This window comes from Lamprocystis purpurea DSM 4197 (assembly GCF_000379525.1).
In the GTDB taxonomy this organism is placed as follows: Bacteria; Pseudomonadota; Gammaproteobacteria; order Chromatiales; family Chromatiaceae; genus Thiodictyon; species Thiodictyon purpureum.
Map to the genome: position 1 here is coordinate 50,142 of NZ_KB902500.1, position 26,200 is coordinate 76,341.

Here is a 26,200-nt window from a genome sequence, read left to right on the forward strand (position 1 = left end):
TCAGTGGTGATGATAGCCTGGTGTCGCGCATCATGGGGAGACTGCCCGATCCCACCTGAACCGTGTCGTCGGCGCGGTTTCGGCGGTTATAGCCTTCGTACCTGATATCCGCACAGACACTCGTGTAGGAGCGGGTTTAAAACCCGCCCATACGTCCGGCTATCACGTCCGATGGCTATACTCATCCTCCACCAGCGCCAGCCCCCGCGCCAGATCAGCCCGGATATCCGCACTCGACTCCAACCCCACGGCGACCCGCACCAACCCCTCGCCGATCCCCGCCGCCGCCCGCTCTTCCGGGCTCAGACGCCCGTGGGTGGTGGTGGCCGGGTGGGTGATGGTGGTCTTCACATCGCCCAGATTGGCGGTGATGGAGAGCATGCGCGTGGCGTCGATCACCTGCCAGGCCCCGGTCCGACCGCCGCGCACGTCGAACGCGACGATGCCGCCGCCGCCCTGCTGCTGCACGCCCACCAGATGATGCTGCGGGTGGTTCGGCAATCCCGGATAGTAGACCCGCTCGACGGCTGATTGTTCGCTCAGCCAGCAGGCGAGATCCGCCGCCGCGCGCGAATGCGCCTGCATCCGCAGCTCCAGGGTCTCCAACCCCTTGAGGAAGACCCAGGCGTTGAATGGGCTCATGGTCGGTCCGGCGGTGCGCAGGACGCCGAAAACCTCCTCACCGACCAGCTTGCGGTCACCGACCACGGCACCGCCGATACAGCGTCCCTGCCCGTCCAGATATTTGGTCGCCGAATGAATGACCAGATCCGCGCCCAGTTCGAGCGGACGCTGCAGGGCCGGGGTACAGAAACAGTTGTCGACCGCCAGCAGGCAGCCGTGAGCGCCCGCGAGCTGTGCCAAAGCACGCAGATCGACCATCTCGGTCAAGGGGTTGGAAGGCGTCTCGCAGAACAGCAGCCGGGTCTGCGGGCGGATCGCCGCGGCCCAAGCCGCCGCATCGCTCAATGGCACATAGCTGGTGGCGATGCCGAACCGTGTCAGGTACTTGTTGAACAGCATGGTGGTGCTGCCGAAGATGCTGCGCGAGGAGACGATATGGTCCCCGGCCTTGAGGAGACCCATGCACACCGCGAGGATGGCGGCCATGCCCGAGGCCGTGGCCACGCAGGATGCCCCACCCTCCAGCGAGGCCAGTCGTTCCTCGAAGGCGCGCACCGTCGGATTGGTGAAGCGCGAGTAGATGTTCCCTGCCTGCTCTCCGGAAAAGCGCGCGGCGGCCTCGGCGGCGCTGCCGAAGACGAAGCTGGACGTGGTAAAGACGGGTTCGGCGTGCTCCCCCTCGGGGGTGCGGTGGTGTCCGACGCGCACCGCGCGGGTGGCGAAACCGGGCACTGATTCAGCGTCCGGCAGATCGGGATTCAAGCCGTCTTCAGGCGGTATTGTGCAATCCAATGACATTCTCACTGTACAGGGAGTGAACCTCCTTGGCATAGTCGTTGCGGTTGGTCTCGAGATGCTGGAGGTAATCCGCGGTCACATCCCCGGTGACATAGTGCCCGTCGAAGACCGAGCAGTCGAACCGGTCCACATGACTCTTGCCCCGCTTCTGAACGGCCTGGATCAGATCATCCAGGTCCTGGTAGATCAGCCCGTCGGCCCCCAGAAACTCGGCCACCTCGCCGACGGTACGCCCGTGCGCGACCAACTCGACGGCGGATGGCATGTCGATGCCATAAACATTCGGGAAGCGGACCGGCGGCGCGGCGGACGCGAAATAGACCCGATTGGCGCCGGCCTCGCGTGCCATCTGGATGATCTGCTGGGAGGTGGTCCCGCGCACGATGGAATCATCGACCAGCAGGACGTTCTTCTTCTTGAACTCCAGATCGATGGCGTTGAGCTTCTGACGGACCGACTGTTTACGCACCTTTTGACCGGGCATAATGAAGGTGCGGCCGATATAGCGATTCTTGATGAAGCCTTCGCTGTACGGCAGATTCAGATGATTGGCGAGTTGCAGCGCGGCAGTGCGACTGGTGTCCGGGATCGGGATGACGACATCGATGTCGTGGGCGGCCCATTCACGCTTGATCTTGGCAGCCAGCCGTTTTCCCATCCGCGAGCGTGCCTTGTGCACCGAGATGTTGTCGATGATGGAATCGGGCCGCGCCAGATAGACAAACTCGAAAATACAGGGGGAGAGGACCGGCGCGGCGGCACACTGCTGCGTATGGAGTTCGCCGTCCACGCTGATGAAGACCGCCTCGCCGGGCGCCACGTCGGCAATCAGGGTGAAACCCAGGGTGTTCAGGGCCACGGACTCCGAGGCAATCATGTACTCGGTGCCCTCGTCGGTCTCCCGTCGGCCGTAGATCAGCGGACGGATGCCGAAGGGATCGCGAAAGCCGAAGACACCGAAACCCGGAATCATCGCCACCGCGGCATAGCCGCCGCGACAGCGCCGGTGCACGCCCGACACGGCGCGAAAGATGTCCTGTTCATCGATGCGCAACTTGCCCTGAACCTGCAGTTCGTGGGCGAAAATGTTGAGCAGCACCTCCGAATCCGAGTCGGTATTGATGTGACGCAGGTCGTCGACGAAGAGGTCGCGCTTCAACTCCTCGGCATTCGTCAGATTGCCGTTGTGGGCCAGCACGATGCCGTAAGGAGAATTGACGTAGAAGGGCTGGGCCTCGGCGGAACTGGCGGCCCCGGCGGTCGGGTAGCGCGCATGACCCACGCCCATGGTGCCGCGCAACTGGAGCATGTTGCGAGTACGGAACACATCGCGCACCAGCCCCTTATCCTTGCGCAAATGCAGCCGCTCACCCTCGCAGGTCACGATCCCCGCCGCGTCCTGGCCGCGGTGCTGGAGCACCAGCAGGGCGTCATAGAGCGCCTGATTGACCAGCCCCTTGCCGACGATGCCGACGATGCCGCACATTGGAGACCTCACTCGCGCGTCTACCGCAGACGGACGCCGAAGAACAGAAAGCGCGGAAAGCTACCCGAGAACGAGGCTCACCGCAACCATGCCGCACTAGGGCGGCCGCCGATTGGGACGCCGGGACGCCGTGGCGTCCGGGCAATCGCCGGTCGATCGGGACCCGGTGCAGAAACACTCAGACCCGCTTCAACTGCTCCTGGATGTCCGACGGGACCAGACCCAAAAGCCAGTCGGCGGCCTGCTGAAACTGAACGATCACCGCGGATTCCTGCCACCACGACTCCTCCGGCAAGGGGGTCAGGGCCGCCAGGAAAACCGCCATGGCGACCACCACACCCCCGCGCCCCGCACCAAAAATCAGCCCCAGCAGCCGATCCAGGCCGGTCAGCCCGGTCTTATCGATCAGCGCCGTCAGCAGCGCCCCGATGATGGAGCCCAGGATCAAAACGATCAGGACCAGCCCGACGAAAGCGACGCCGGCCCGCACGTTCGGCTGGGCGATCTGCGCGGTCAGCGCATCCGCGACCCCCTTATGGTAGAGGTAAGCGACCCCGAGTGCCGCGACCCAGACGGCCAGCGACAAAACCTCGCGGATCAGCCCGCGCGCCAGTCCGATCAGCGCGGACACCAGGATGATCGCAACGATCGCAATATCGACCCAGTTCATAGCGGTTCCCCAGCGTGGGCGCGTGGTCGCGGCCCTTATGGATAGTTCGTGATCAGTGTGTTGACCTTGTGACGCTCACGCAGCCGCGCGGCGGTCTGCTCGGCGCGGGCGCGATCCAGTTCCGGACCCACCCGGACCCGGTAGTATACTTTGCCGTTGACAGTCGCCTTTTCCACGAAGGCCGTGAAGCCACCCGCCCGCAACTTACGCTCCAGGTCGGCCGCGCCCTCGGGGGTGGCGACACTGGCGACCTGGATCACCCAGGATGGCATGCCATCGTTGGCGCCGCGCGGCGACACCGCGGCATTGGCCGTCGTCTCCGCCTTGATGGGTGGCTTGGTTGTCGCGGCGTCGGCCGGCCGGGGTGTTGTTGCCCCGCCCGACCCGGGGACGCCGGGCAGCGCCAGGGGCTCGGAGACAGTCAACTGTGTCTCATCGAGCCCACCGACCCCGGAGTCCTCCGGCCGCAGAAAGACCTCCGTCTGCACTTTCGGATCGAAGCCCGGAGCGCGCGAAATGGACTCCTGAATCGGCGGCAGGGTGTCCAGAGAGGACTCGGGCTCGAACCACATGGGCACGAAGATGACCGCCAGAGTGACGAGCACCAGCGCACCGATCAACCGTTTTTTGGCACCTTCTCGCATAGACTCTTCTCTCCGCCGGCGAACAGACCAAGACTGGACGGCATCCACCCGGGCTCGCCGTCAGGCGACACCTCCCCTGGACCTGGACGCGCCGCTGCTCTGGCCGCGCAGTATATAGCGTTCGCACCTGATATCCAGACAGACCTTCGTGTAGGGGCGGGTTTGAAACCCGCCCCTACGTCCGGTTATCACGTCCGAAGGCGATAGCAGCATGGGCGACTCACTCGATCTGCCGCGCGAGCGCCTCACCGACGATCGTGAACGAACCGTAAATCAGCAAACAATCGCCGGGCGCAGACGCGGCTAGGGCGGCATCGATGGCCTCCGGAACACTGGCCCATACCGCGCTTTGCGCCCCGTCAAGGACGTCGCGCAGAGACTCCGCCAGCCGGGCGGCCGGCATGGCGCGCGCGTCCCGGCTCGCGGTGAGATACCAGGCATCAACCAGCGGCTTCAGTGGTGCCGCGACCGCCTCCGCCTCCTTGTCGGCCAGCACACCGAAGACGGCCCGCACCCGCCCGGGACTGCGAAATCCGCGCAGATTCTCCGCCAAGGCCGCGGCCGCCTGCGGGTTATGCGCGACATCCAGAATCCAGGTGACCGTGCCGGGGACCACTTGGAACCGACCGGGCAGCCGGGCCCGCCCGAGACCGGCCCGAATCGCCTGGACCGGCAGCGGCAGCCGCGCACGCAGACTGCGCAGCGCCGCCAGCGCGGCGGCGGCATTGTGGAGCTGATGGGCGCCGCGCATGGCCGGTATCGGCAAGGCCAGGCGTTCGCCATCGGCCCCCCGCCAGATCCAGCCGCCGCTCTCCGCATCACGCTCCGCACCAAGTTCGCGGCCTACCTGGAACACGGGCGCGCCCAGGTGCTGCGCCTGCGCACGCAGTCGCTCGGGTGCATCCGGCTGACCGATGACCGCCGGGCGCCCGGAACGAAAAATACCAGCCTTCTCCATAGCGATGGCATCCGGGGTGTCGCCCAGCCAGGCCATGTGGTCACGACCGATCGAGGTCACCACCGCACAATCCGCGTCGATCAGATTCACCGCGTCGAGCCGCCCGCCCAGACCCACTTCCAACACGACGAGATCCGGCCCGGCGGCCGCGAACAAGTCGAGCGCGGCGAGGGTGCCGAACTCGAAATAGGTCAACGGCGTCGCGCCGCGGGCACCCTCCACCCGGTCAAAGGCCGCGCACAACGCCTCATCCGTCACCGTTTCACCGTCGATGCGCACCCGCTCGTTATAACGCACCAGATGCGGCGAGGTGTAGCAGGCCGTGCGATAGCCCGCGGCCTGCGCCATGGCCTCGATCAAGGCCACGCAGGACCCTTTGCCGTTGGTCCCGCCGACGGTGATGACCGGGCAACCCAGGGCCGGCGCGCCAAGCCGCGACCACACGTCGGCCACCCGCTCCAGTCCAAGTTCCATGCGATTCGGGTGCAGTGTGCTCTGCCAGGCGAGCCATTCATTCAGGGTTTTCGTAGGCATTGCGATGCTCAGGGCCGCGGCCGACGCGCGAGGATCGCCAGCAGATCGCTGATGCGTTCACGCAGGTCACGACGATCGACGATCATGTCCAAGGCGCCCTTCTCCATCAGAAATTCACTGCGCTGGAAACCGTCCGGGAGCTTCTCACGCACCGTCTGCTCGATCACCCGGGGGCCAGCGAAGCCGATCAGGGCGCCGGGCTCGGCGATATTGATGTCACCGAGCATCGCCAGGCTGGCCGAGACGCCGCCCATGGTCGGGTCGGTCATCACCGAGATGAAGGGCAGTCCACGTGCCCGCAACTGCCCCAGGGCCGCGCTGGTCTTGGCCATCTGCATGAGCGAGAAAAGACTTTCCTGCATGCGCGCGCCCCCGCTGGCGGAGAAACACACCAGGGCGGCACCGTGCTCCAGCGCACTGTCCATCCCGCGCACAAAGCGCTCACCAACCACCGAACCCATGGAGCCCCCCATGAACTCGAACTCGAAGGCGGCCGCGACGACCGGTTCGCCCTTCAGTCGACCACGCAGCACCACCAGCGCATCTTTCTCGCCGGTCTGTTTCTGGGCCGCAATCAAGCGATCCTTGTAGCGCTTGAGATCCTTGAATTTGAGCGGATCAGCCGATTCCATCTCCGCACCCAACTCTTCGCGCGGTTCAGCATCGAGAAAGCAGTCCAGCCGCCGCCGCGCGCGAATGCGGTTGTGGTAGTTGCACTTGGGGCAAACCTCCAGGTTGCGTTCGAGCTCAGCACGATAGAGGATCGCATTGCAGCCGGGGCACTTGGCCCAGATTCCTTCGGGTACGGCACGCTTGTGGCTCGCCTCGGTGCGGATGCGGCTCGGCATCAACTTTTCGAACCAACTCATGGTCTTTTCGCGCAAGTCCTCGGTATCGATCACCTTCTTAACCACGATCGGCTCCGTCCATCGCGGCGCGCAGGCCGGACAGGAAATCGCCGATCACGGCAGGAATGCGCTGCGGGGTGGCGGCGAGGTCTTCGATCCGACTGACGATGGCGCTGCCGACGATCACCGCGTCGGCAAGGTGCGCGACCTGGGCCGCGGTCGCCGCGTCCTTGATCCCGAAGCCGACTCCAACCGGCAAGGGGATCAGCGACTTGATCACACCCAGCCGCTCGGCGACACCGGCCAGGTCGAGATGGCCGGCACCGGTCACCCCCTTGACCGAGACGTAGTAGACGAAGCCGGAGGCGGCCGCGCCGATACGGCGAATGCGTTGCTCAGTCGAGGTCGGGGCCAGCAGATAGACCAGATCGAGCCCCTGGGCGCGCAGCGCGCCCACCAAGTCGTGCCCCTCCTCCGGCGGTACGTCCACCACCAGCGCACCGTCGACGCCGGCCGCCGCGGCCTGCGCCGCGAACTGCGCGTAGCCCATGACCTCGATCGGATTCAGATAGCCCATCAGCACGACCGGGGTCTGCGCATCCGTGGCCCGGAAGGCGCGCACCATGGCGATGACATCGCTCAGGGCAATGCCGTTGGCGAGTGCACGCTCGGTCGCGCGCTGGATCACCGGGCCATCGGCGATGGGGTCGGAAAAGGGCACGCCCAGTTCGATCAGGTCCGCCCCGGCGGCGACCATCGCATGCATGAGCGGAACCGTGGTCGCGGGGTCTGGATCACCGGCGGTGACAAACGGAATCAGGGCCGTGCGTGCGCGCGCGCGCAGGGACTCAAAACGGGCAGCGATACGACTCACAGGATCAGACCCTCGTGCTTGGCGACGGTGTGCATATCCTTGTCCCCACGACCGGACAGGTTCACCAGAATGCTCTGCTCGCGACGCATGGTGGGCGCAAGCTTGGCGGCGTAGGCCAGGGCATGGCTCGACTCCAGTGCCGGGATGATGCCCTCGGTGAGGGTCAGCGAGTGGAAGGCGGCCAGGGCTTCATCGTCGGTGATGGCGTCATAACAGGCGCGCCCGGTATCCTTGAGCCAGGCGTGCTCGGGACCGACCCCCGGGTAGTCCAGACCGGCGGAGACCGAGTGGGTCTCGATGATCTGGCCGTTGCTGTCCTCCATGAGATAGGTGCGATTGCCATGCAGCACCCCAGGACGGCCGGCGTTGAGCGGCGCGGCATGGCGGCCGGTGGCCAGCCCGTCACCGGCGGCCTCGATCCCGTACATGGCCACCTCGGCATCCTCGATGAAGGGGTAGAAGAGGCCGATGGCGTTGGACCCGCCGCCGACGCAGGCGACCAGGGCGTCGGGCAGACGCCCGGTGCGGGCCAGCATCTGGGCTCGGGCCTCGCGCCCGATCACGGACTGAAAGTCCCGCACCATCGCCGGATAGGGGTGCGGACCAGCGACCGTGCCGATGATGTAGAAGGTGTTGTCGATATTGGTGACCCAATCGCGCATCGCCTCGTTCAGCGCGTCCTTAAGCGTGCGTGAGCCGGACTTGACCGGTACCACGCGGGCACCGAGCAGCCGCATACGGTAGACATTGGCCTCCTGCCGGGCCACATCGACCTCGCCCATGTAGACCACGCATTCCAGCCCCAGGCGCGCCGCCACGGTCGCGCTGGCCACCCCATGCTGGCCGGCACCCGTCTCGGCGATGATGCGGGTCTTGCCCATGCGCCTGGCGAGCAGGGCCTGGCCTACGGTGTTGTTGATCTTATGGGCGCCGGTGTGGTTGAGATCCTCGCGCTTCAGGAAGATCCGGGCGCCGCCGAGTTCGCGGCTCCAGCGCGCGGCGAGATAGATCGGCGAGGGCCGGCCAACGTAATCCTGCAGATCGGCGTCGAGTTCGGCTTGAAACTGCGGATCGCTCAGATAGCGCTCATAGGCCTCGCGCAGCTCGGTGAGCGGCTGCATCAGTGTTTCGGGCACGAACAAGCCGCCATAGGGGCCGAAATGACCGTCAGCGTCCGGCCAGTGATAGGGTGTTCGCGCCCGGACGTCCGCCCGCGAACGTCGGTCATCAATCGTATCGGCCATCGTCGCCGGTTGTGTCGCCATCGCGTACCCCTTGCATAAAAGCATGAATTTTCGCCGGATCTTTGACGCCTTTGGCGGCCTCCAGGCCGCCGCTCACGTCAACCGCGTAAGGACGGACCCGACGAATCGCGGCCGTCACGTTCCCTGGATCAAGCCCTCCGGCCAGGACGATACGCGAAGCCAGCTCAGGCGGGATCCGCGCCCAATCGAAGGTGGCCCCGGTCCCACCGGGCAGCCCCGGATCGTAGGCGTCGAGAAGGAGCCCGGCACCGGCTTCATAGCGCGCTGCCTGGGCCATGAGATCGAGCCCCGGACGCATCCGCACAGCCTTGATCCAGCGTCGACCGAAACTCCCGCACAGTTCGGGCGGCTCATCGCCATGAAACTGCAAGAGTTCGAGCGGGACCTGCTCAAGGACCCGAAGGACTGCTGTCGAAGACGCATCGACGAAGAGTCCGACCGTCGTCACGAACGGCGGTAGCTGCCGGCACAGTGCACGCGCCTGAGCGGGCGTCACCGCCCGCGGGCTCGGCGGATAGAACACCAGCCCGATGGCATCGACACCCGCCGCCACCGCGGCACACACATCCTCCGGCCGAGTGAGACCGCAGATCTTAACCCGGGTTCGCATCGCTATTGCACCGACTTTTCTGCGCATTCAATCGTTGACGACCGGCCGCCGGCGGCCGCCTGAGGCAGCGCGTACTCCACCGGGTAGTCCGCGCGCACGAAAAACAGGCCCTGCGGCGGCGCCGTCACCCCGCCGACCGTTCGATCACGCACCGCGAGCAGATCCCGAGTCCAGTCCACGGAGGCGTCGCCGCGGCCAATGGCAATCAAGACCCCGACGATATTGCGCACCATATGCTGCAGAAAACCGTTCGCCCCGATCGCCAGATCGATCACCTCGCCATCGCGGCGCAGGTTCAGGTAGTGCATCCGGCGCACCGGACTCTTGGCCTGACAGCCGGCCGCGCGGAAGCTGCTGAAATCATGCTCGCCCAGCAGCGCGGTACCCGCCGTCTGCATCCGCTCGAGGTCCAGCGGCTGATGGACCCACAGGGCGCGGTCGCGCTCCAGTGCGCAACGGGTGGTCCGGGTCAGGATGCGGTAGCGATAGTGGCGGGCGCAGGCGGAAAAGCGGGCGTGAAAGGATTCCGGGACCTGATGCGCCCAACGCACGGCGCAGTCCCGCGGGAGGTTGACGTTGGTCCCGAGCACCCAGGCGCGTTCCGTGCGATCGGCAACGGTATCGAAATGAACGACCTGCTCCAATGCATGGACGCCCGCGTCCGTGCGTCCGGCACAGTGGATGCGAACCGGATGGTCAGCGACCGTCGAGACCGCCCCTTCCAGAGTCTCCTGAACCGTGCGTCCCTGCGCTTGGGTCTGCCAGCCGCAATAGCCGGAACCGTCGTACTCGACGCCCAGCACGATCCGCCGGCTTGACTGCGCAGCCGCGGACATCAGGAACGCTCGGGGTCCGCATCGCGGCCGCCGCGCCGCGCGCGCGCTTGGCAACAGGACCTGCTTGGGGTGGGGTGATTCAACCGATACGCCGCAGCAATACCTGGGCCTCGCCGCGCTGCTCCTCGTTGCCCTCGCCCAGCACCTCTTCGAGGATACCTTTCGCCGACTCCTGGTCGCCCATCTCGACGTAAGCGCGCGCCAGATCGAGTTTGGTCGCCGTCTCATCCCAGAGGCCCGGATCCATCTGCCACTGCGATGACAGCAGGTCGCTGGATGCACTGTCGTCCTGGATGCCGAACAGCACCGGCAGGACGGTACCCACGCCCTTCGATGCGCCAAACCCGACCGTCTCGCCGGGCCCCGCCGCAGGCACGGAACGATCGCCCGTGGTGCCCGACTGGCTGATCCCGGACGCCGTGTCTTCGAACGTCCGGAGATCGAGCTCACTGGCCGACCGCAGATCCTCGATCGTCAACTCAAGGTCGGACAGCCCGCCGGAGAACAACCGATCGTTCTCGTCACTCGGCGGGACCTCGAGCTGCAGCGGGTCGCTGTCCGGCTGGCCGGCAGGCGTGCTTGCCAACGTTTGCTCCGCCGGCGTCACCGCGTTGTTGTCAGGCCCGGACGGAGACCAACCCGACAGCAGGTCCGCTGCCGGGCGAACCTCTCGATCCGGATCCGCGTCCGCCACAGGACGCGGCACCGTGCGCAGTCCCAGGTCGGCTGACGGCTTGCGGGCATCGCTGATATCAAGGGAGTAGACATCATCGGAGTTGCCGCCGACTGAATCGCGCAGCAGTTCGACCCCGGGCACGGGGCGGTCGATGCTCGGCGCGGACGGTAAGGAGTAGGCATCGCCAAGCGTGCGGGCGCTGGAACCGAGAAAACGTTCGACCGACGATTCGGAACGTTCCGCTTCAGGCGCGGCGCGCACCGGCGTCACCGGCGTCACCGGCATCACCGCGAGACTATCCTCACCGCCGCCCGGCTGCACGGCAGCGGCCATGTCGACCAGGCGTTTCCAACGCTCCGGATTGACCTGATCGCCGCCGGAGGCCTGGACCTGCCGCATCAGCTCACCCAGCGCTTGCGAGTTCTTGGCGCCGTAGTAGGCTTCCGCGAGCTTGAACTGAAGATCCAGGCGGTCGGGGCTGCGTTTGAGTTCATCCCGCAGCAGCTCTTCAGCCTCGCGATAGCGGCCATAGGCGATGTAAATGTCAGCCTCGGAAATGACATCGGCCTCGTCCGTTTCCGGCTCGATTCGCCCGAATGGGGCGGACGGAGAATCGAGTGCGCCCGGCACCGCCGATTGGCGCAAGTCCGAACTGGAGCTTGGGACGGCGACGGGAGACTTCACCTTGTGCGACGACGCGAGCACCTGGTTTTCAAGGACCTCGCGAGAATCGAACTCCACACTCGAATCGCGCCCGATGCGGCGCCGTGAACGCAGCCACATCAGCACACCGATACCCAGGGCGGTCGCGGCGGCCACACCGGCCAGCGGCAGCAACAGTGCCCGCCAGGCGGAATCACCCTCGGTACTGGTGGCCGGAGTCGCAGTGCCGGCCGGCACCGCCGGCTGATTGGTCTCCGCGGGAAGCGCAGCCGGCTTGGACGCCGTGGTTGCGGCGACCGACGCTGGATCGGGTACCGTTATGGGTACCGTGGGCACGGGAACGGCGCCGGTGCCCGTCGCGGCACTCCCGCCAACCGCGGCATCCGGCGGCAGCATACCGATTGCCGCTGGACTGCCGTCGAGCGGCTCATCAGGTGCCCCGCCGACAGCCGCATCATCCGGGGGTAAACCACCTACCGCGCCAAGTGACGCGATCAAGTCCGGCGGGGCCGCCGGCGTCACCGTCGCATCCGGCACCGGTGTACCTGCCGTGACCGCGGCCGGGCCGCCCGGCGGCTGCGCGGGCTCCGCGGGCTGCCCCGTGTTCAGCACGCCCGGCGCCGGTTGCTCCCCGCCCTGGATGCGGGCCAGCTCCGCGTTACGTAGCTGCAGCAGTCGTTGTATCTCCGAGAGCTGGGACTCGAGTTCCCGAATGCGCCCACGCATTTCCACCGTTTCCTGACGGGTACTCTCGCTCGCCTCGCGAACCAGCAGGAGTTCCTCCTCCATACCCGCTGCGTCGGGGCCGGCGGTCGGGGTGCGCCCCTCGCGTGCGGGAGCAGTCCCGGCGATCTTCAGTCGCGACTCTCCGGCCAGTGCCGGTTGCGGGGGCGCGCTCGGATCGGTCAGCGGGGCGCGGCGCACCGGATCACCCTTCAGCGCGGCCGCGAACTCCCGGTTGGCGGCGTCCGGCCCCAGGGCGAACAATTCGTCCGCACTCGGTATGGTCAGCGTCTTGCCGACGATCAGCCGATTGATGTCGCCGCGGATGAAGGCGTCCTGGTTGTTCCGATAGAGCGCCATGGCGGTTTGCGACACCGTGGCACCCGCTGGGGTCCGACCGCGCGCCAAACGCCAGAGTCCGGTGCCTGGACGAATCGGGCCAAAACGCTTCGGGAACCCACCGCTGCTTGCGGCAACCGGAGGCGCAGCCCGCGGCGGCGCGGCCTCGACCGGCGGCGGCGCGGCCTTCTTGGCGCGGGCCGGCCGTGGCGGTTCAACCGCGGCCGCGGCGACTGGCGTGCGCGCCGGACGTGCACTCGCGATGGGCTGCTCGATCGGCGGGGCGGACCGGGAGGCGGTGACCGCCGGGTCCAGCAGGAGGGTGAACTGCTTGACCAGGCGTCCATTCGGCCACAGGACTTCGACCAGGAAGTCCATGTAGGGCTCACGGATGGGTTCCCGGCTGGTGACACGGATGACCGGTTTGCCGCGCGATGAGAGTTGTGGGCTCAGCCGCAGCTTGCCCAGGTGGTGGTAGCGCTCGACCCCGGCCTTGTTGAACTCGGCTTGCGGGGCGATCTGTGCCTTGACCGTGTCGAGCTCATCCGACTTCACGTCCAGAAGCTCGATTTCGCCCACAAAGGGCTGATTGAGCGCGGATTGCAGACGCAATCCACCCACGCCCAAGGCATACGCATTGGTCACGGCCAGGGCCGGTACCAGCATCGACGCCAGGTAAAACTTGCGAGACATCCTACTCCCTCGTTCACCAAGAAACGGCTGCGTGGGCGATTCGCTCAACCCGTGGCGGGGAGTCGATACCGGGCAACATCCGCGGACCCGGAGCGAACTCAAAGGTGATTTCACCTTAAGGTTCGAACTATATCTGAATCACCCGCCTTTCACCAAGGCTACACCGCGGCAGCAGCCGGCCGATCCTGACCTAGCGCTCGAGGAGGATGCGCAGCATCCGCCGCAACGGCTCGGCCGCACCCCAGAGCAACTGATCGCCGACCGTGAAGGCCGCCAGATAGCGCTCCCCGAGATTCATCTTGCGCAGACGTCCGACCGGCACCTCCAGCCGTCCGGTCACCGCGGCCGGCGACAACTCACGAACGGTCTGCGCCCGCTCATTGGGAATCACCCGCACCCAGTCGTTCGCGGCGGCGATGATCCGCTGCGCCTCGTCCAGGGGCAAGTCCTGGTTGAGCTTGATGGTCAGTCCCTGACTGTGGCAGCGCATCGCACCGACCCGCACGCACAGCCCGTCGACCGGGATGGGCTGCCGGTCCAGACCGAGGATCTTGTTCGTCTCGGCCTGTCCTTTCCACTCTTCGCGGCTCTGGCCGTTCTCCAGTTGGGTATCGATCCAGGGGATGAGACTGCCGGCCAGCGGCGCACCGAAGCTGGCGGTCGGAAAGGCCGCATCGCGCAGGGTCGCGGTCACCGCCCGGTCGATCTCCAGGATCGCCGAGGCCGGATCGGCGAGCAGCGGTGCCGCACCGTCGTGGAGCGCGCCCATCTGCTGCAGCAACTCGCGCATGTTCTTGGCGCCGGCACCGGACGCGGCCTGGTAGGTCATAGCGCTGATCCACTCCACCAGACCTGCCCGCAGCAAGCCGCCGATGGCCATCAGCATCAGGCTCACGGTGCAGTTGCCGCCGATGAAGTCGCGCCGGCCGGACGCCAGGGCGGCGTCGATCAGCTCGCGGTTCACCGGGTCCAGGATGATGGTGGCGTCGGGCTGCATCCGCAGCGCCGAGGCGGCGTCGATCCAGTAGCCGTCCCACCCGGCAGCGCGCAGCTTGGGATGAACCTCCTTGGTATAGTCCCCGCCCTGACAGGTGACCAGGATGTCCATCTCGCCCAGCGCGTCGATCGCACCGGCGTCGAGCAAAGGGCATTCGGCCCGACCGAGATCCGGTCCCGGCTGGCCGACCTGCGAGGTGCTGAAAAAACGCGGTGCGTCGATCAGGTCGAAATCCTGTTCCGCCCGCATCCGGTCCATGAGGACCGACCCCACCATCCCGCGCCAGCCGACAAAACCTACACGCTTCATCTCATTACATCCAATACTGACTTTCTCGGTCGAAACAGGTTCACACCGGCAGCGCCGCCACCACCGCATCTCCCATCTCGACGGTTCCGATCCGGCGCATCCCGGCCGACAGGATATCCGGGGTCCGCAGCCCCTGATCGAGCACCGTGGCAACCGCCGCTTCGATCCGCTGCGCCGCCTCCGGCGCCCCGAGCGAGTAGCGCAGCATCATGGCCACCGACAGCAGGGTGGCCAACGGATTGGCTACACCCTGGCCCGCGATGTCCGGGGCTGAGCCGTGGATCGGCTCATACATGCCCTGCCCGGCCGCGTTCAGCGACGCCGATGGCAACATGCCGATCGAGCCGGTAAGCATGGACGCACAGTCCGACAGGATGTCACCGAACAGGTTGCCGGTCACCATCACATCGAACTGCTTGGGTGCGCGCACCAGTTGCATGGCCGCATTGTCCACGTACATGTGACTCAGCGCGACATCCGGGTAATCGGCCCCCACGCGGGTCGCCACCTCGCGCCACAACTCGGTGCATTCCAGCACGTTGGCCTTGTCCACCGAACAGACCCGCCGGTCGCGTTTGCGGGCCAGGTCGAAAGCCACGCGGCAGATGCGCTCGATCTCGGACTCGGTGTAGACCATGGTGTTGATCCCGCGGCGCTCGCCGGACGGCAGAGTCTCCACGCCGCGCGGTTGACCGAAGTAGATGTCTCCGGTCAGCTCCCGCACGATCATGATGTCCAGCCCGGAGACCACTTCCGGCTTGAGGCTCGAGGCCCCGGCCAGTTGCGGATACAGAATCGCCGGGCGCAGGTTGGCGAAGAGCCCCAGACCGGCACGCAAGCCCAAAAGTCCTTTCTCCGGGCGCTTGGAAATATGCAAGGGCTCCCACTTGGGTCCGCCGACCGCCCCCAACAGGACGGCATCCGCGGCGCGGGCGGCCTCCAGGGTCTGCGCGGGCAATGGATCACCGAACGCGTCATAGGCCGCGCCGCCCACCAGCCCATACTCCAGCTCGACCGCGATGGCACCCTGCGCCTGGAGCGCCTTGAGCAGCTTGACCGCCTCGCCCACGATCTCCGGGCCGATGCCGTCGCCGGGCAGCACTAAAACTTTCTTCGTCAATTCATTATCTCCAATACTAAACGCTGCATCTGATCCGCGCCGGCGCGGTTCACGGCGGTGCGCGGGGGTCAGGTCCGATCCGCAAGAAAGATCCAAGGCGCCTCGACCCGCCGCCGGGCTTCGAAGACGCGGATGCTGTCCACGTGCTTCAGCGTCAGGCCGATATCATCGAGACCCTCGATCAGGCACTGCTTGCGGAAGGCATCCACGGTGAAGGGAATGGACGCGCTGTCCAGGGTCAGCGTCTGCCGCGGCAGATCCACCACCAGCCGCAGCGCGTCTGCACCCTTAGCTTCCGCGAACAGACGGTCGATGATTTCCGCTTCAAGAACAATCGGCAGTATCCCGTTCTTAAAGCAATTACTAAAAAATATCTCGGCATAACTCGGGGCCAGGATGACCCGGATGCCGAAATCCGCCAGCGCCCAGGGGGCGTGCTCGCGGGAGGACCCGCAACCAAAGTTCTCGCGCGCGAGCAGGATTTCAGCCCCGGCATAGCGCGGGTCATTGAGGACGAAGGCCGTGTTGAGCGGCCGATTGATGCAGTCCATGCCCGGCTCACCGTGATCCAGATAACGCCATTCATCAAACAGATAGGGCCCAAAGCCGCTGCGCTTGATGCTTTTCAGAAACTGCTTGGGGATGATGGCGTCGGTGTCCACGTTGGCCCGATCCAGCGGCACCACACGACCGGTGAAGTTCTTGAACGGCTCCATTCAGAGAGTCCTCACGTCGACGAAATGACCAGTGACCGCAGCCGCGGCCGCCATGGCGGGGCTGACCAGATGGGTGCGTCCGCCCGGCCCCTGGCGACCCTCGAAATTGCGATTCGAAGTCGAGGCGCAGCGCTCACCCGGCTCCAGCCGGTCCGCGTTCATGGCCAGACACATGGAGCAGCCGGGTTCACGCCATTCGAAACCGGCCGCGGTGAAAATGCGATCCAGCCCCTCGGCCTCGGCCTGCGCTTTCACCAATCCGGACCCCGGAACCACCAGCGCCAGCTTGATACTGTCGGCCACCTGACGGCCCGCGACCACGGCGGCTGCCGCCCGCAGATCCTCGATGCGCGAGTTGGTGCAGGAACCGATGAAGACCTTGTCCGGACGAATCTCGGTGATCGGCGTGCCGGGCGTGAGTCCCATATAACTCAAGGCGTGGCGCATGCTGCCGGCTTTCACCGGGTCCGGCTCGGCGGCCGGATCGGGCACCTTGCCGTCGACCGCGACCACCTGCTCGGGGGAGGTCCCCCAAGTGACTTGCGGCTGAATCTCAGCGGCGGCGAGCCGGATAATCTCATCAAACCGGGCATCCGGATCGCTGACCAGGGTGCGCCAGTGGGCCGCCGCGCGTTCGAAAAGGTCGCCCTTGGGAGCCAGCGGACGGCCGCGCATGTACTCGATGGTCTTCTCGTCGACCGCCACCAGTCCGGCCCGCGCGCCCGCCTCGATCGCCATATTGCAGACCGTCATGCGGCCTTCCAGCGAGAGCGCGCGGATCGCCGAACCACCGAACTCGACCACATAACCGGTGCCGCCGGCGGTGCCGATGACGCCGATGACGGCGAGCACGATGTCCTTGGCGGTCACACCCGGCCCCAGATCCCCGTCGATGCTGATCAGCATCGCCTTGGACTTGCGCTGCAGCAGGCACTGGGTGGCCAGCACATGCTCGACCTCCGAGGTCCCGATCCCGAAGGCCAATGCACCGAAGGCGCCATGGGTGGCGGTATGCGAGTCGCCGCAGACCACCGTACTGCCCGGCAGGGTAAAACCCTGCTCCGGACCGATCACATGGACGACCCCCTGACGCGGATCGCCCATGGCGAACTCGGTGATGCCGAAACTGCGGCAGTTCTCGTCCAGCGTCTCGACCTGCAGGCGCGAGACCGGGTCGGTGATCCCCGCCGCGAGATTGGCCGTCGGCACATTGTGATCCGGCACCGCCAGATTCGCCGCCACCCGCCACGGGTGCCGGCCGGCCAGGCGCAGCCCCTCGAAGGCCTGAGGCGAGGTCACCTCATGGACGAGCTGGCGATCGATGTAGAGCAACGCCGTGCCGTCCTCGTCCACCCGCACAACATGTTCGTCCCACAGTTTATCGTAGAGGGTCCTGGCACCCATATCGCCGCCTCGCTAGGAAAAATCTCAACCTGCAAGAATAGTCGGGGCGGTGCGCAAACTCAATTGGTGCCGCAGTCGAGGACGGTTCACGATACGGGCTCGCCCGTCGGGACGTGTAGGGTGGATAAGGCGCGCCGCTCGGTGTCAGGGACCCGGCACAGAGGTCGCGCGCGCCGCATCCACCATCGGTCGCTTGACGCGGCGTCGTCGGTCGCATGCAAATACACGAGCCGGACGCCACGAGCCCATCCGCCGACACCCTAGCCGCCAACCTGGATCAGCCAAGGAACCAACCCAGTCATGGACCCCTCCTCCTACGCCGCCCTGCTTGCCTTCAACGCGATCTCCAGTCACTTTGCACGGCGCTCACAGAGGCAAACCGCAACCGAGGAAGGCGACCGGCAACGCACCTTCCAGCAGCAGCAATTCGAGGCGCAGCGCGAGGAACAACGCCGACAGGCCAAGGAGCGACGGGAGCAGGAATGGGCACTGGCGACCCGACAGCGCGAGACCGCCCTGGAGCTTCAGGAGAACCAAAAGGTTCTGGACCACTGGCCGTTGCGGCTGTTCCCCTCCCAAATCCTGCAATCGCACCGCTGCGATGGGCCGACGCCGCTGCGTGTTTTCCTCTCGCTGCCCGCCAACGGGCCGCGCGACCTGGAAGGGCCGGTGCGCCAGGCACTGCAACAATTCCTCTCCACCCACTACAACTTCAATCTCGGGGTGCGCCCTATCGAACTCCTGGACGGAGCCTGGAAAGACGGCCAGTTCCAGGGTGCCGCCAGCATCAAGGCCCTGCACGAGCGGTTGCGCTCCGAACCGACCCTGGTACTGGAGACCCAGACGCCGGAGGGTGACGACCACCTCTACATCAATCTGGCCTACTGGGGACCCGCCCAGGATCAGTACCTCTACCAGACGCTGGAGAAGATCGCTTATCGCCCCGTGGTGGAGGATTGCGCCCGCGCGGCGGCGCGACAATGGCGGCAGGCGCGCGAACGCCTGATCGAGCAAGGCCTCGCCAAGGACAACCTGGATGCCGACCAACGGTTTGGCGGTGTCCGCGCCGCCAATCTCAAGCGGCTGGAGCAGGAGGAAGCATTGAGTGCCGCCGGTATCGCGCTCGACCAGGTGGACCCGCCGCCCTTCCAACTGGTCAAGGAGGATTGGCGGGCGATCCACCAATTCCTGATCACCTGGCATTGCCTGGTCATGGGCTGGATCGGCGACCTCTACCACTTCTCCTATTGGGAGACCCCGCCGCTCCTGCCCAAGCTGTTGCCCGATCTGCTGCACCCGGACTTCCCGGCGGCGGTCGCCCACGCCTTCATCGACCACTATTGCCGCAGCTACCGGGCAGTGGCCGCGGAGCGGCCGGCTTGGGGGCCGGAGCTGGCGCTGCAATTGGCGACCCCACTGGCCGCATTGCCTGATCCGGTATGGGCCACCGGGCAGGTCGGCCAGGCGATCCAGGATTGGCTGGCTTTGCGCGGGTTTCCGCCCGTTGTGGGAACAGGTGTCGCGGTGATCGATAGCTTTTGTACCCAAGTCGGTGCCGCCGATGGTCCGGTGGGTCCGGCACTCCTTTTGGACCCGGATTTCCTCGCCGGGTTGTGCGATGCAATCGGTTATCTGCACCCGTCCGCCCTCCTGGAAAAGTTGGTGGCCGCCGCGAATGTGGCAGAGAAGCGCTGTCATCGGCAGCAGTTGAAGGGGGAGCGCCAGCAGCAACTTGAGCGCAGTCGCTGCCAGTTCGGTAACGGGCTCGGCACCCAGTTACCGGGTCACAATATGATCTACGAGGATCTGCCGGTTGAACTGGAGACGCTGCTGCTCACTGTCGCGGTGATCGAGAACTTCTGCACCCAGTTCGGCGCGGCCAATGGCCGGACGGGTCCGGCACTATTTGCGGACCTGGATTTCCTCGTCCGGCTGCGCGATGCGATCGGCCGGCTGCACCGGCCCGAGCCAGTGGGCCAGTTGGAACTCACGGGGAATTCGGCGGTGGAGCGCCAGCAACGGAAGCCGCCGGAAGAAGAGCGCCGGAAGCGGGTGCAACAGCAGCGTCTCGCTCTTAGTCGCGCCCAACTCGGCGGTAACGACGGGCTCATCCATTCGTTCCTGGGTTCCGAGAGCATCGGCGACGATCTGTTGGACGAACTAGAAACCCTGCTGCTTACCGCTGACCTGGGCGTGGACATGAGCGCCAGGATCGTCGGCGGCCTGACACGCCGGGTCAAGCACATATCGCTTACCAATCCGCGCGCGCTGTTCACGGCGCTGCGGGAGGAATTGCGTCTGATCCTGACCGAGACCGAGATGCCGTTGCGCCAGGCGGCCCCGTGCGGGCCGCTGGTATTCCTGATGGTTGGGGACAGTGGGGCCGGCAAGACCACCACCATAGGCAAACTCGCCCGGGTCCTGCGGGCGGAGGGCAATAGCGTCATGCTGGCGGCGGGGGACACCCTTCGCGCTGCTGCTGCCGAACAACTCCGGACATGGGGAGCGCTCAACCGGGTTCCGGTGTTCGCCGAGCGCAGGGGCGCAGATGCCGCCTCGGTGATGTTTGATGCGCTGCAGGCGGCCACCGCTCGCGGCATCGATATACTGATCGCCGACACCGCTGGCTGGCTACACAACAAGCCCAATCTGATGGACGAGTTGTCCAAGATCGCCCGGGCCATGAAGAAGATCGACCCGAAGGCCCCGCACGAGGTGTTGCTGGTGGTGGACGCCACCACCAGTCAGTGCGGGCTCGATCAAGCCATCCAGTTCCACCAGGCTGTACCGCTCACCGGCATCGTCTTGACCAAGCTCGATGGCACCGCCAATGGCGGTATCGTTTTCGCCATCGCGGAGCGTCTGCGGGTCCCGATCCGCTTCCTCGGCGTGGGCGAGAGCATTGAGGATCTGCTGCCGTTCGATCCGGATCAATTTCTAGATATTCTCCTAAGTGAGTAGATCGGGGTTCGGCCAAGACGCGCAACGCCGTCCTTTTTCGCTCCCGTACACCCCAGCCTGGGCGAAATCTCAAACGCTCAATCCTCACATGGACGTCGGGCCTGAGTGCGTCCAGGAAAGAAGTTTCGACACGGAGATATCGGACAAACATTTTACTGATCTTGTGTCGTAGCGTCGGAACCACATGAGTCGCCGCATCTAGCGATCTTCCTGACTCCAGGTCATATACTGGGGCCCTAACTCAACACAGGACTCAACCCATGCTTGCCCAAGTATCCGACGAAAGAATGGTCGCCATCCCCGAAGAAATCGGTCGCCGTCTCGGCATCGAGCCTGGTGACCGGCTGGACTGGACCCTGGTCGAGGGCAGCGACGCGGTGTTGGTGCGCCGGGTGACGGATCGCGGGGCCTTGGCACGGCGGCTATGCGGCCTGGGCAAGAACCTGGCACCTGATCGAGATTTGGCCACCGAAATAGATGCCGAGCATGAACGTGAGGATCAGGACCGCCTCAGGTCGCTCGGCGCATGATATGCAATTCCAGGGATGCGGGATAATCGGCGTTGTCGATATAGACAACATACGCTGGGGTTTTGACGGTGTGCTTGCTCATGGTCACTCCAGGTTGCGCTCTTGCCGGCGACGCTCATGGTTCCGGCGAGCCGAGGCACCGGCCGGCCGAAGGCCAAGGCTGAAGCCTTGGACTCCATGTGAGCGACGCTGGCCGGAACGATGATCAAGGCCTGTTTGCACATCCAAGGGTACGCAATTTCGTGGGTCCCGCCACTCCCCCTCAGGCGATTAACCAAGCTCTAGGCGGAGTCTTGGCCGGATTTATGATCAAGGCCGCTGCTTTATAATAAAGGGATACAAGTTTTCGGTAAAATTATAATTACAAACATATGATATATAACTATTTTACAATCTTTTGAAGCCGATAACCGTCATAGAAGACGTATAGAGCAAAACCTCAGTAACCTCTTCCAAGCACAGCGTTGCATCAACGGACTGCTGTTCGCTCTTTTCTACACACTGATCATTGGTCGCAAACAACACGACTGCCGCGTGTCCATTGGCTTTAGAGCTTGGGTAAACGATGCCGTCTAGACTTTTTCCATCTTCTAATACAAATACTCGGCGGAAATACTCTGTAACAATCTGTGTCGGCACATAATCGATGTGAGAGCGGTCTTCTCTGTCTATGGGCTGGGTGAAGTCGTCCAGAAAACCACGTAAGAACTTAGAAAGCACTCGCCGTCGGTGAGGACCTTCAAACAAGCTTGGTATGCAAATATCACTTGAAAGATCAAGAACGGAAAGATCTCTTAACGTTGAAAAATGTCCGCAGACAGGAATGGCGCTAAGTTAAGCGAGAGACCATAAAATAACAGTGACTTACGCGAAAAGACTGCGAGCCGAGACGCTCCAGCCCCAGGCTAAACTCGGTGGAATCTGGCAGAATCTGGCGGACCGTCGCTGATTTTCCAGAAGCTTGGATCTGGGCCGGCGCGCAAGTTGCTGATATCGTTAAGGGTAATATTAACTTAGTGCCATTCTCCGCAGACAGCTTTTTTTCCAGAGTCTTTCATTGGATCAAATGTTTCAGCTATTGCTGTCTCGATTCTGTATGCTCCATAAAACATCGGTATTCCGGCGGGACTCATTCGGTTCGGCATTTTAGCGTGCTTACGAGAAGGCGAGCCAAGTTCTTTCGCTGATGCAGGTGCTTCGTGTCGCTCAACGATGCGAACGCGCTTTATTGAGGTTCCTTTCAGTATCACATTCAATAAGCCCATTTCCTTAACAATCGCACCAAGAGAGTCTAGAATTTCGACCGGGTGCATTTCATCGTGCTGGTTCGGATCGTGAAACGATGGGCTGGCTCGAAAAAAAACGTAGCGCGCCTCAGTGATTACAAAACGGGAGAACGCTCGCCAGCCGTAAAGTAATGTTTGGTCTTCGGTAAGTGAGAGATGATCGCGTTCACACCATGCTTGGTCAAACAACCCAGAACAAATGTCCTCGTAGAGTTCCAGCGTTGAGGTTTCCAGTCCGATGTTTTCTAGCAACTCCCATGAGTCATAAACTCGCCCCTGCCATCCACCTTCGCGAGTTTCATAAGGAAGCCCCTCATCTTCGGGATGACCCCATTCAGAACTGATGCAGTTCATAATGTGTTCCATCGCTTGCTCTAAAGAGCAGGACGCGTTGCCAGGTTCTGCGCAATAGGAACAACCCTCTTTATTGTTGATTTCTGCTATAAATGCCTTGATTCCAGTATCCTCAAAACAGTTGGTACAAACAACTTTATCGTCATCGACAGTGAAACCTTTCTCTTGTGCTTCCATCCACTCTTCCTTTGCTCTGCCCATGTTTCGTGCTCCCGAGAGGTTTTTACTGTTGTAAAGTTCGTAGAGTAACGCCATCCACACAATGCCCAAGATTAGCACGCATGTCCTTGACTAGCCGAGTGAGTGCAATGCTTGAAAAAGGAAGTGCGGTGCGGCAATTCGTATTTGGTCTCAAGATGCGATGTGCGTCAAGTCTGACGATCAGGATCATTACGCCGCGCTACCGTCGCTTTTCAATCGCTCAATGCTGCAATCTGGGGCAGCCAATCGCCAGCCCGCTTAATTTTGCTCAGCAACGCCTGCTCCTCTGAGCTCAAGGCCGCAAAAGCCCCGGAGTTAGTCATTTGCCACGCGGTCAACTCGCGGCTGACCTGGAATCGTTGTTGCAATTGTGCGATGGCCGCGGTGAGCGTCGCCGAAGTGTAGATGGCAGACGCGGCGACCTCCCGCGGCAGCAGCAACTCAGCCGCGAAGGCGCGGGCGCGCTTCTTCGCATATTCGGGCACACGTCCGCCCAGCACCTCGCCCACGGGGAGCGCCCGCTCCCGGTCGATCAGCAGGTGGCAAATCTCATGGGCGAGGGTCGAGCGCTCGCGATAGAGATTGGCTGGCTTGACCGGCTCGGTCTGCTGGTCCGCCGCCTGGTTGAGCAGGATCACCGGGCCATGTCTCGGCCCCCATGCCGCGATGGCTTCCAAGGCACACTGGGGGAGCGAGATCGGGTCCACGGCAACACCCCATTGCTTGAGTAATTTGGCTGGGTGCGCCGGTTCGTCAGGTGCCAGGCTTAGCGCGGATCTTAGCCAGTTGGCCAGCCAGTAGCCTTGCTCGAAGGGGCGTCCGGTCTCGGAGAAATCGCTGTTCAATTGCGTACTGAATGCATCGAGTGCAGGGGTACGAGAGGGCGGCACTGCGCGCAGGCGCTGCAGGAGTGCGCGTTGATTGTCAAAACTGATATGGCCGGTGCTCATGCGCGCGGCGGCCAGCAGTTCGGTATCCGCGTCCGGTTGTTTCGGGTCGATTTCCCAATCGTCGTTGGCAGCGGTATGGCCAGCCAATCCATCGAGCCATGCGGGTTCCAGTCCGGTACGCAGCGGGACGACTTGCGCCCACAGGCGCCCGCTGCGCTGTTGCCAGAGCTCATGCGCGAGCTTGGCGCGCGGCTCTGGGCTGTTCTCAACCGCTGCCGCCAAGCGATCCCCCAACGCGTTCAAGGTGTCGATGATCTCCCGATAGGGCCGCAATAAATTGAGCCCCAGGGCCGGGCAGGACACCAGATATTGATGGCCTTGGCGCATCAAGATCAGGGATGGCACGAACCGGCCCTTCAGCGCCATCGCAAGGTCGTGCCGGCAGAGAAAGCGATAGACTGCCTCGTCTTCCCTGTCGATGGTTGCCTCGGGCAGGTCGCCGCTCTCCCAACGGTGCTCGGCCTCGCGTCGCAGCGATCCGGGGAATAGCGGGCTGACGGGGATTGGGTAGGATTCCTCCAGTACCAGCCAAGGCCAATTGCGGGCGAGGAACTCCAACAGATCGAGCCAGGTCCAGCGTAGGGTGTTCAATCTGTCAGGTATATCGCAATTCCCTCTCATGCAGTTTCTGTGTTTAGCACTGAATCGATCAGGGCATGCCGACGCCGGGCCAGCATCGACGTACCGATGTGCGTTTCCGCCCACTGCTCGACATCAATGGTGCGTACTGACTCCATCGCCTCCCNAATCAATGGCATGGTCAGGTCAGCGATGAAGGCAGGAATCGCCAGTACCAGCTTGCCGATCTCCTTGAGCGGTCCCCTGGCAGTGAAGCATTTGTATTTCCCAAACACCGATTCAATGATATCGGAGGTGGCTAACCAGATACTGTCAGCCGGGATTTTCGCCGCTTCCAATGCGACCTGCGCGAGAACCTGTTGGGTGAAGATCGCCGTCCGTGGGGTGAGCGTTGACGGCAGTGGCAGCGCGGCCTGGAGTGAGTCGGGGGAACTCCGCTGGAGGCCCGTGGATTTGAGGTGTGACTGAATCAGCTTGGATTGCGCCATCAGTTGCNCATANCCCACCAGGTCCTCNCGGTAGGGNAGTAGCCAGGCAAAGCCCTCAATGAAGCGGCCGTACCCGGTGTCGGTGTGGTGCCAAAACGTNTCATCGAGCGCGTCGCGCGCGAGGTCGGCATGGGTCTGCAGGGCCTGNCAAANCGCGGCCTTGTCGGGATAGCGAATGCCGACGATGGCCCGCAATGGGTGCACACGGGTGGTGCCAAAGCGCGCGCGCAGATGCTCCCAGGCCGGCCAATTCAGCACCTGTTGGGCGCGGATCGCACTGAAGTCGCCGCGATCATGATAGGCGAGGAGGCGTTGGGCCCACCGCACGTGGATATCCAGATTCATAAAGCGCGCCTTGGCGCGTTGCCGGGGCGGCAGCAAAAAGGCGAGATCGGTCTGCTGAAAGGACGACCACGCGGTGCGACCGTGTGCCAGCAACGACTCCCAGCGGGTGTCCCGACTCAGTTCGGCCTTGAGCAATGTGGCAATACGATGAGAAATATCATAAGTATAGATGCAGCCGGGAGCGTCCTGCTGAAACAAGGCGATCCCCTTGCGCAGGTCGCTGCCGTGGTCGGCAACGATCTGCACCGGGGTGCCGGTGCGCTGCGCCACGCGCCTGAGGACCGCCGCGACCCACGCCCCCGTACTGTGTGTTGTGATCTCCACGGCCAGCACCTGCATCGCGTCGTGACGCGGGCTGTAACCGGTCTGGGGCAGCGCATTCGCCGGGATGCCCAGAATCACCAGGCACTTCGATGCCCCCAAGGCGATCGTATGATCCGCGACGTAGATCCAATCCGCGCGCCACTCCGGTGGGCGATTGAGGATCGCGAGACCGCAGCGATAGACCCAGTTGAGCANGGTGGTGTGGGCCGGCGCCGCCGCCGCTGGGAGCATCGCGCCAAACAGATTCAATACCTGCGCCACGCCGCGACTGCCGAGCCCCGCGTGCAGATACATCCGCATGGTCAACTGCATGACCATCACCGGATAGTGATGACCGACAGGGGGCGCGTCCCCTGGCAGCGGTGGTGCATCGCGCGGCGCGTCATCATCGGTGG

Annotated in this window: 20 protein-coding genes; 2 read left to right on the plus strand and 18 right to left on the minus strand. The window is 64.1% G+C overall.

Annotated features, from left to right (window positions below; translation table 11 throughout):
• Positions 1-162: 162 nt before the first annotated feature.
• From A39O_RS0115645 to leuC, 15 genes are all read right to left on the minus strand, one after another.
• Complete coding sequence (locus A39O_RS0115645) at positions 163-1,386, minus strand: O-succinylhomoserine sulfhydrylase (protein WP_020505605.1); 1,224 nt, start codon at positions 1,384-1,386, stop codon at positions 163-165.
• Between the two features lie 7 nt (positions 1,387-1,393).
• Complete coding sequence (gene purF / locus A39O_RS0115650; RefSeq protein WP_020505606.1) at positions 1,394-2,908, minus strand: amidophosphoribosyltransferase; 1,515 nt, start codon at positions 2,906-2,908, stop codon at positions 1,394-1,396.
• A gap of 178 nt (positions 2,909-3,086) precedes the next feature.
• Positions 3,087-3,578: a CvpA family protein gene (locus A39O_RS0115655; RefSeq protein WP_020505607.1), complete on the minus strand. Its 492-nt coding sequence runs from the start codon at positions 3,576-3,578 to the stop codon at positions 3,087-3,089.
• A gap of 35 nt (positions 3,579-3,613) precedes the next feature.
• Complete coding sequence (locus A39O_RS0115660; protein WP_020505608.1) at positions 3,614-4,222, minus strand: SPOR domain-containing protein; 609 nt, start codon at positions 4,220-4,222, stop codon at positions 3,614-3,616.
• A gap of 220 nt (positions 4,223-4,442) precedes the next feature.
• Complete coding sequence (folC, locus tag A39O_RS0115665) at positions 4,443-5,714, minus strand: bifunctional tetrahydrofolate synthase/dihydrofolate synthase (protein WP_020505609.1); 1,272 nt, start codon at positions 5,712-5,714, stop codon at positions 4,443-4,445.
• Positions 5,715-5,722: 8 nt separating this feature from the next.
• Entirely contained in the window at positions 5,723-6,583 is an 861-nt protein-coding gene (gene accD / locus A39O_RS0115670) for an acetyl-CoA carboxylase, carboxyltransferase subunit beta (protein ID WP_026199455.1), read from the minus strand.
• 37 nt (positions 6,584-6,620) lie between these two features.
• Entirely contained in the window at positions 6,621-7,436 is an 816-nt protein-coding gene (gene trpA, locus A39O_RS0115675; RefSeq protein ID WP_020505611.1) for a tryptophan synthase subunit alpha, read from the minus strand.
• A complete protein-coding gene (trpB, locus tag A39O_RS0115680) occupies positions 7,433-8,680 on the minus strand; it encodes a tryptophan synthase subunit beta (RefSeq protein ID WP_020505612.1) in 1,248 nt (415 codons plus the stop codon). The genes trpA and trpB overlap by 4 nt, the downstream gene beginning before the upstream one ends.
• Positions 8,664-9,311: a phosphoribosylanthranilate isomerase gene (locus A39O_RS0115685; protein ID WP_020505613.1), complete on the minus strand. Its 648-nt coding sequence runs from the start codon at positions 9,309-9,311 to the stop codon at positions 8,664-8,666. Before A39O_RS0115685 ends, trpB begins: the two co-directional genes overlap by 17 nt.
• Before the next feature lie 2 nt (positions 9,312-9,313).
• Entirely contained in the window at positions 9,314-10,147 is an 834-nt protein-coding gene (truA, locus tag A39O_RS0115690; protein ID WP_020505614.1) for a tRNA pseudouridine(38-40) synthase TruA, read from the minus strand.
• Positions 10,148-10,226: 79 nt separating this feature from the next.
• Positions 10,227-13,241 (minus strand): FimV/HubP family polar landmark protein, encoded by a 3,015-nt coding sequence (locus tag A39O_RS0115695; protein WP_020505615.1) that lies wholly within the window; start codon positions 13,239-13,241, stop codon positions 10,227-10,229.
• Positions 13,242-13,431: 190 nt separating this feature from the next.
• Positions 13,432-14,547, minus strand: coding sequence for an aspartate-semialdehyde dehydrogenase (asd, locus tag A39O_RS0115700; protein WP_020505616.1), 1,116 nt, complete (start codon positions 14,545-14,547; stop codon positions 13,432-13,434).
• 40 nt (positions 14,548-14,587) lie between these two features.
• Positions 14,588-15,667 (minus strand): 3-isopropylmalate dehydrogenase, encoded by a 1,080-nt coding sequence (leuB, locus tag A39O_RS0115705; RefSeq protein ID WP_026199456.1) that lies wholly within the window; start codon positions 15,665-15,667, stop codon positions 14,588-14,590.
• A 68-nt stretch (positions 15,668-15,735) separates the two neighbouring features.
• Positions 15,736-16,383: a 3-isopropylmalate dehydratase small subunit gene (gene leuD, locus A39O_RS0115710; protein ID WP_020505618.1), complete on the minus strand. Its 648-nt coding sequence runs from the start codon at positions 16,381-16,383 to the stop codon at positions 15,736-15,738.
• Positions 16,384-17,787, minus strand: a complete 1,404-nt coding sequence (gene leuC, locus A39O_RS0115715) for a 3-isopropylmalate dehydratase large subunit (protein WP_020505619.1) — start codon at positions 17,785-17,787, stop codon at positions 16,384-16,386. It lies immediately after the preceding gene.
• Between the two features lie 300 nt (positions 17,788-18,087).
• Here leuC and ftsY point away from each other — a divergent pair, with 300 nt between their 5' ends.
• On the plus strand, positions 18,088-20,748 hold the full coding sequence (ftsY, locus tag A39O_RS43380; protein WP_020505620.1) for a signal recognition particle-docking protein FtsY: 2,661 nt from the start codon (positions 18,088-18,090) through the stop codon (positions 20,746-20,748).
• A gap of 260 nt (positions 20,749-21,008) precedes the next feature.
• Positions 21,009-21,278 carry an AbrB/MazE/SpoVT family DNA-binding domain-containing protein gene (locus A39O_RS0115725; protein WP_211211610.1) on the plus strand — a complete coding sequence of 90 codons (270 nt, stop codon included), beginning with the start codon at positions 21,009-21,011 and terminating at the stop codon, positions 21,276-21,278.
• Positions 21,279-21,665: 387 nt separating this feature from the next.
• On the opposite strand, the gene A39O_RS38590 is transcribed toward A39O_RS0115725, so the two are convergent.
• The 3 genes from A39O_RS38590 to A39O_RS33745 form a co-directional block, all read right to left on the minus strand.
• Positions 21,666-21,998, minus strand: a complete 333-nt coding sequence (locus A39O_RS38590; RefSeq protein ID WP_020505622.1) for an RES family NAD+ phosphorylase — start codon at positions 21,996-21,998, stop codon at positions 21,666-21,668.
• A 293-nt stretch (positions 21,999-22,291) separates the two neighbouring features.
• Positions 22,292-23,119, minus strand: coding sequence for a HEPN-associated N-terminal domain-containing protein (locus A39O_RS38595; RefSeq protein ID WP_157640159.1), 828 nt, complete (start codon positions 23,117-23,119; stop codon positions 22,292-22,294).
• A 212-nt stretch (positions 23,120-23,331) separates the two neighbouring features.
• On the minus strand, positions 23,332-24,660 hold the full coding sequence (locus tag A39O_RS33745) for an ImmA/IrrE family metallo-endopeptidase (RefSeq protein ID WP_020505623.1): 1,329 nt from the start codon (positions 24,658-24,660) through the stop codon (positions 23,332-23,334).
• Positions 24,661-26,200 lie beyond the last annotated feature (1,540 nt).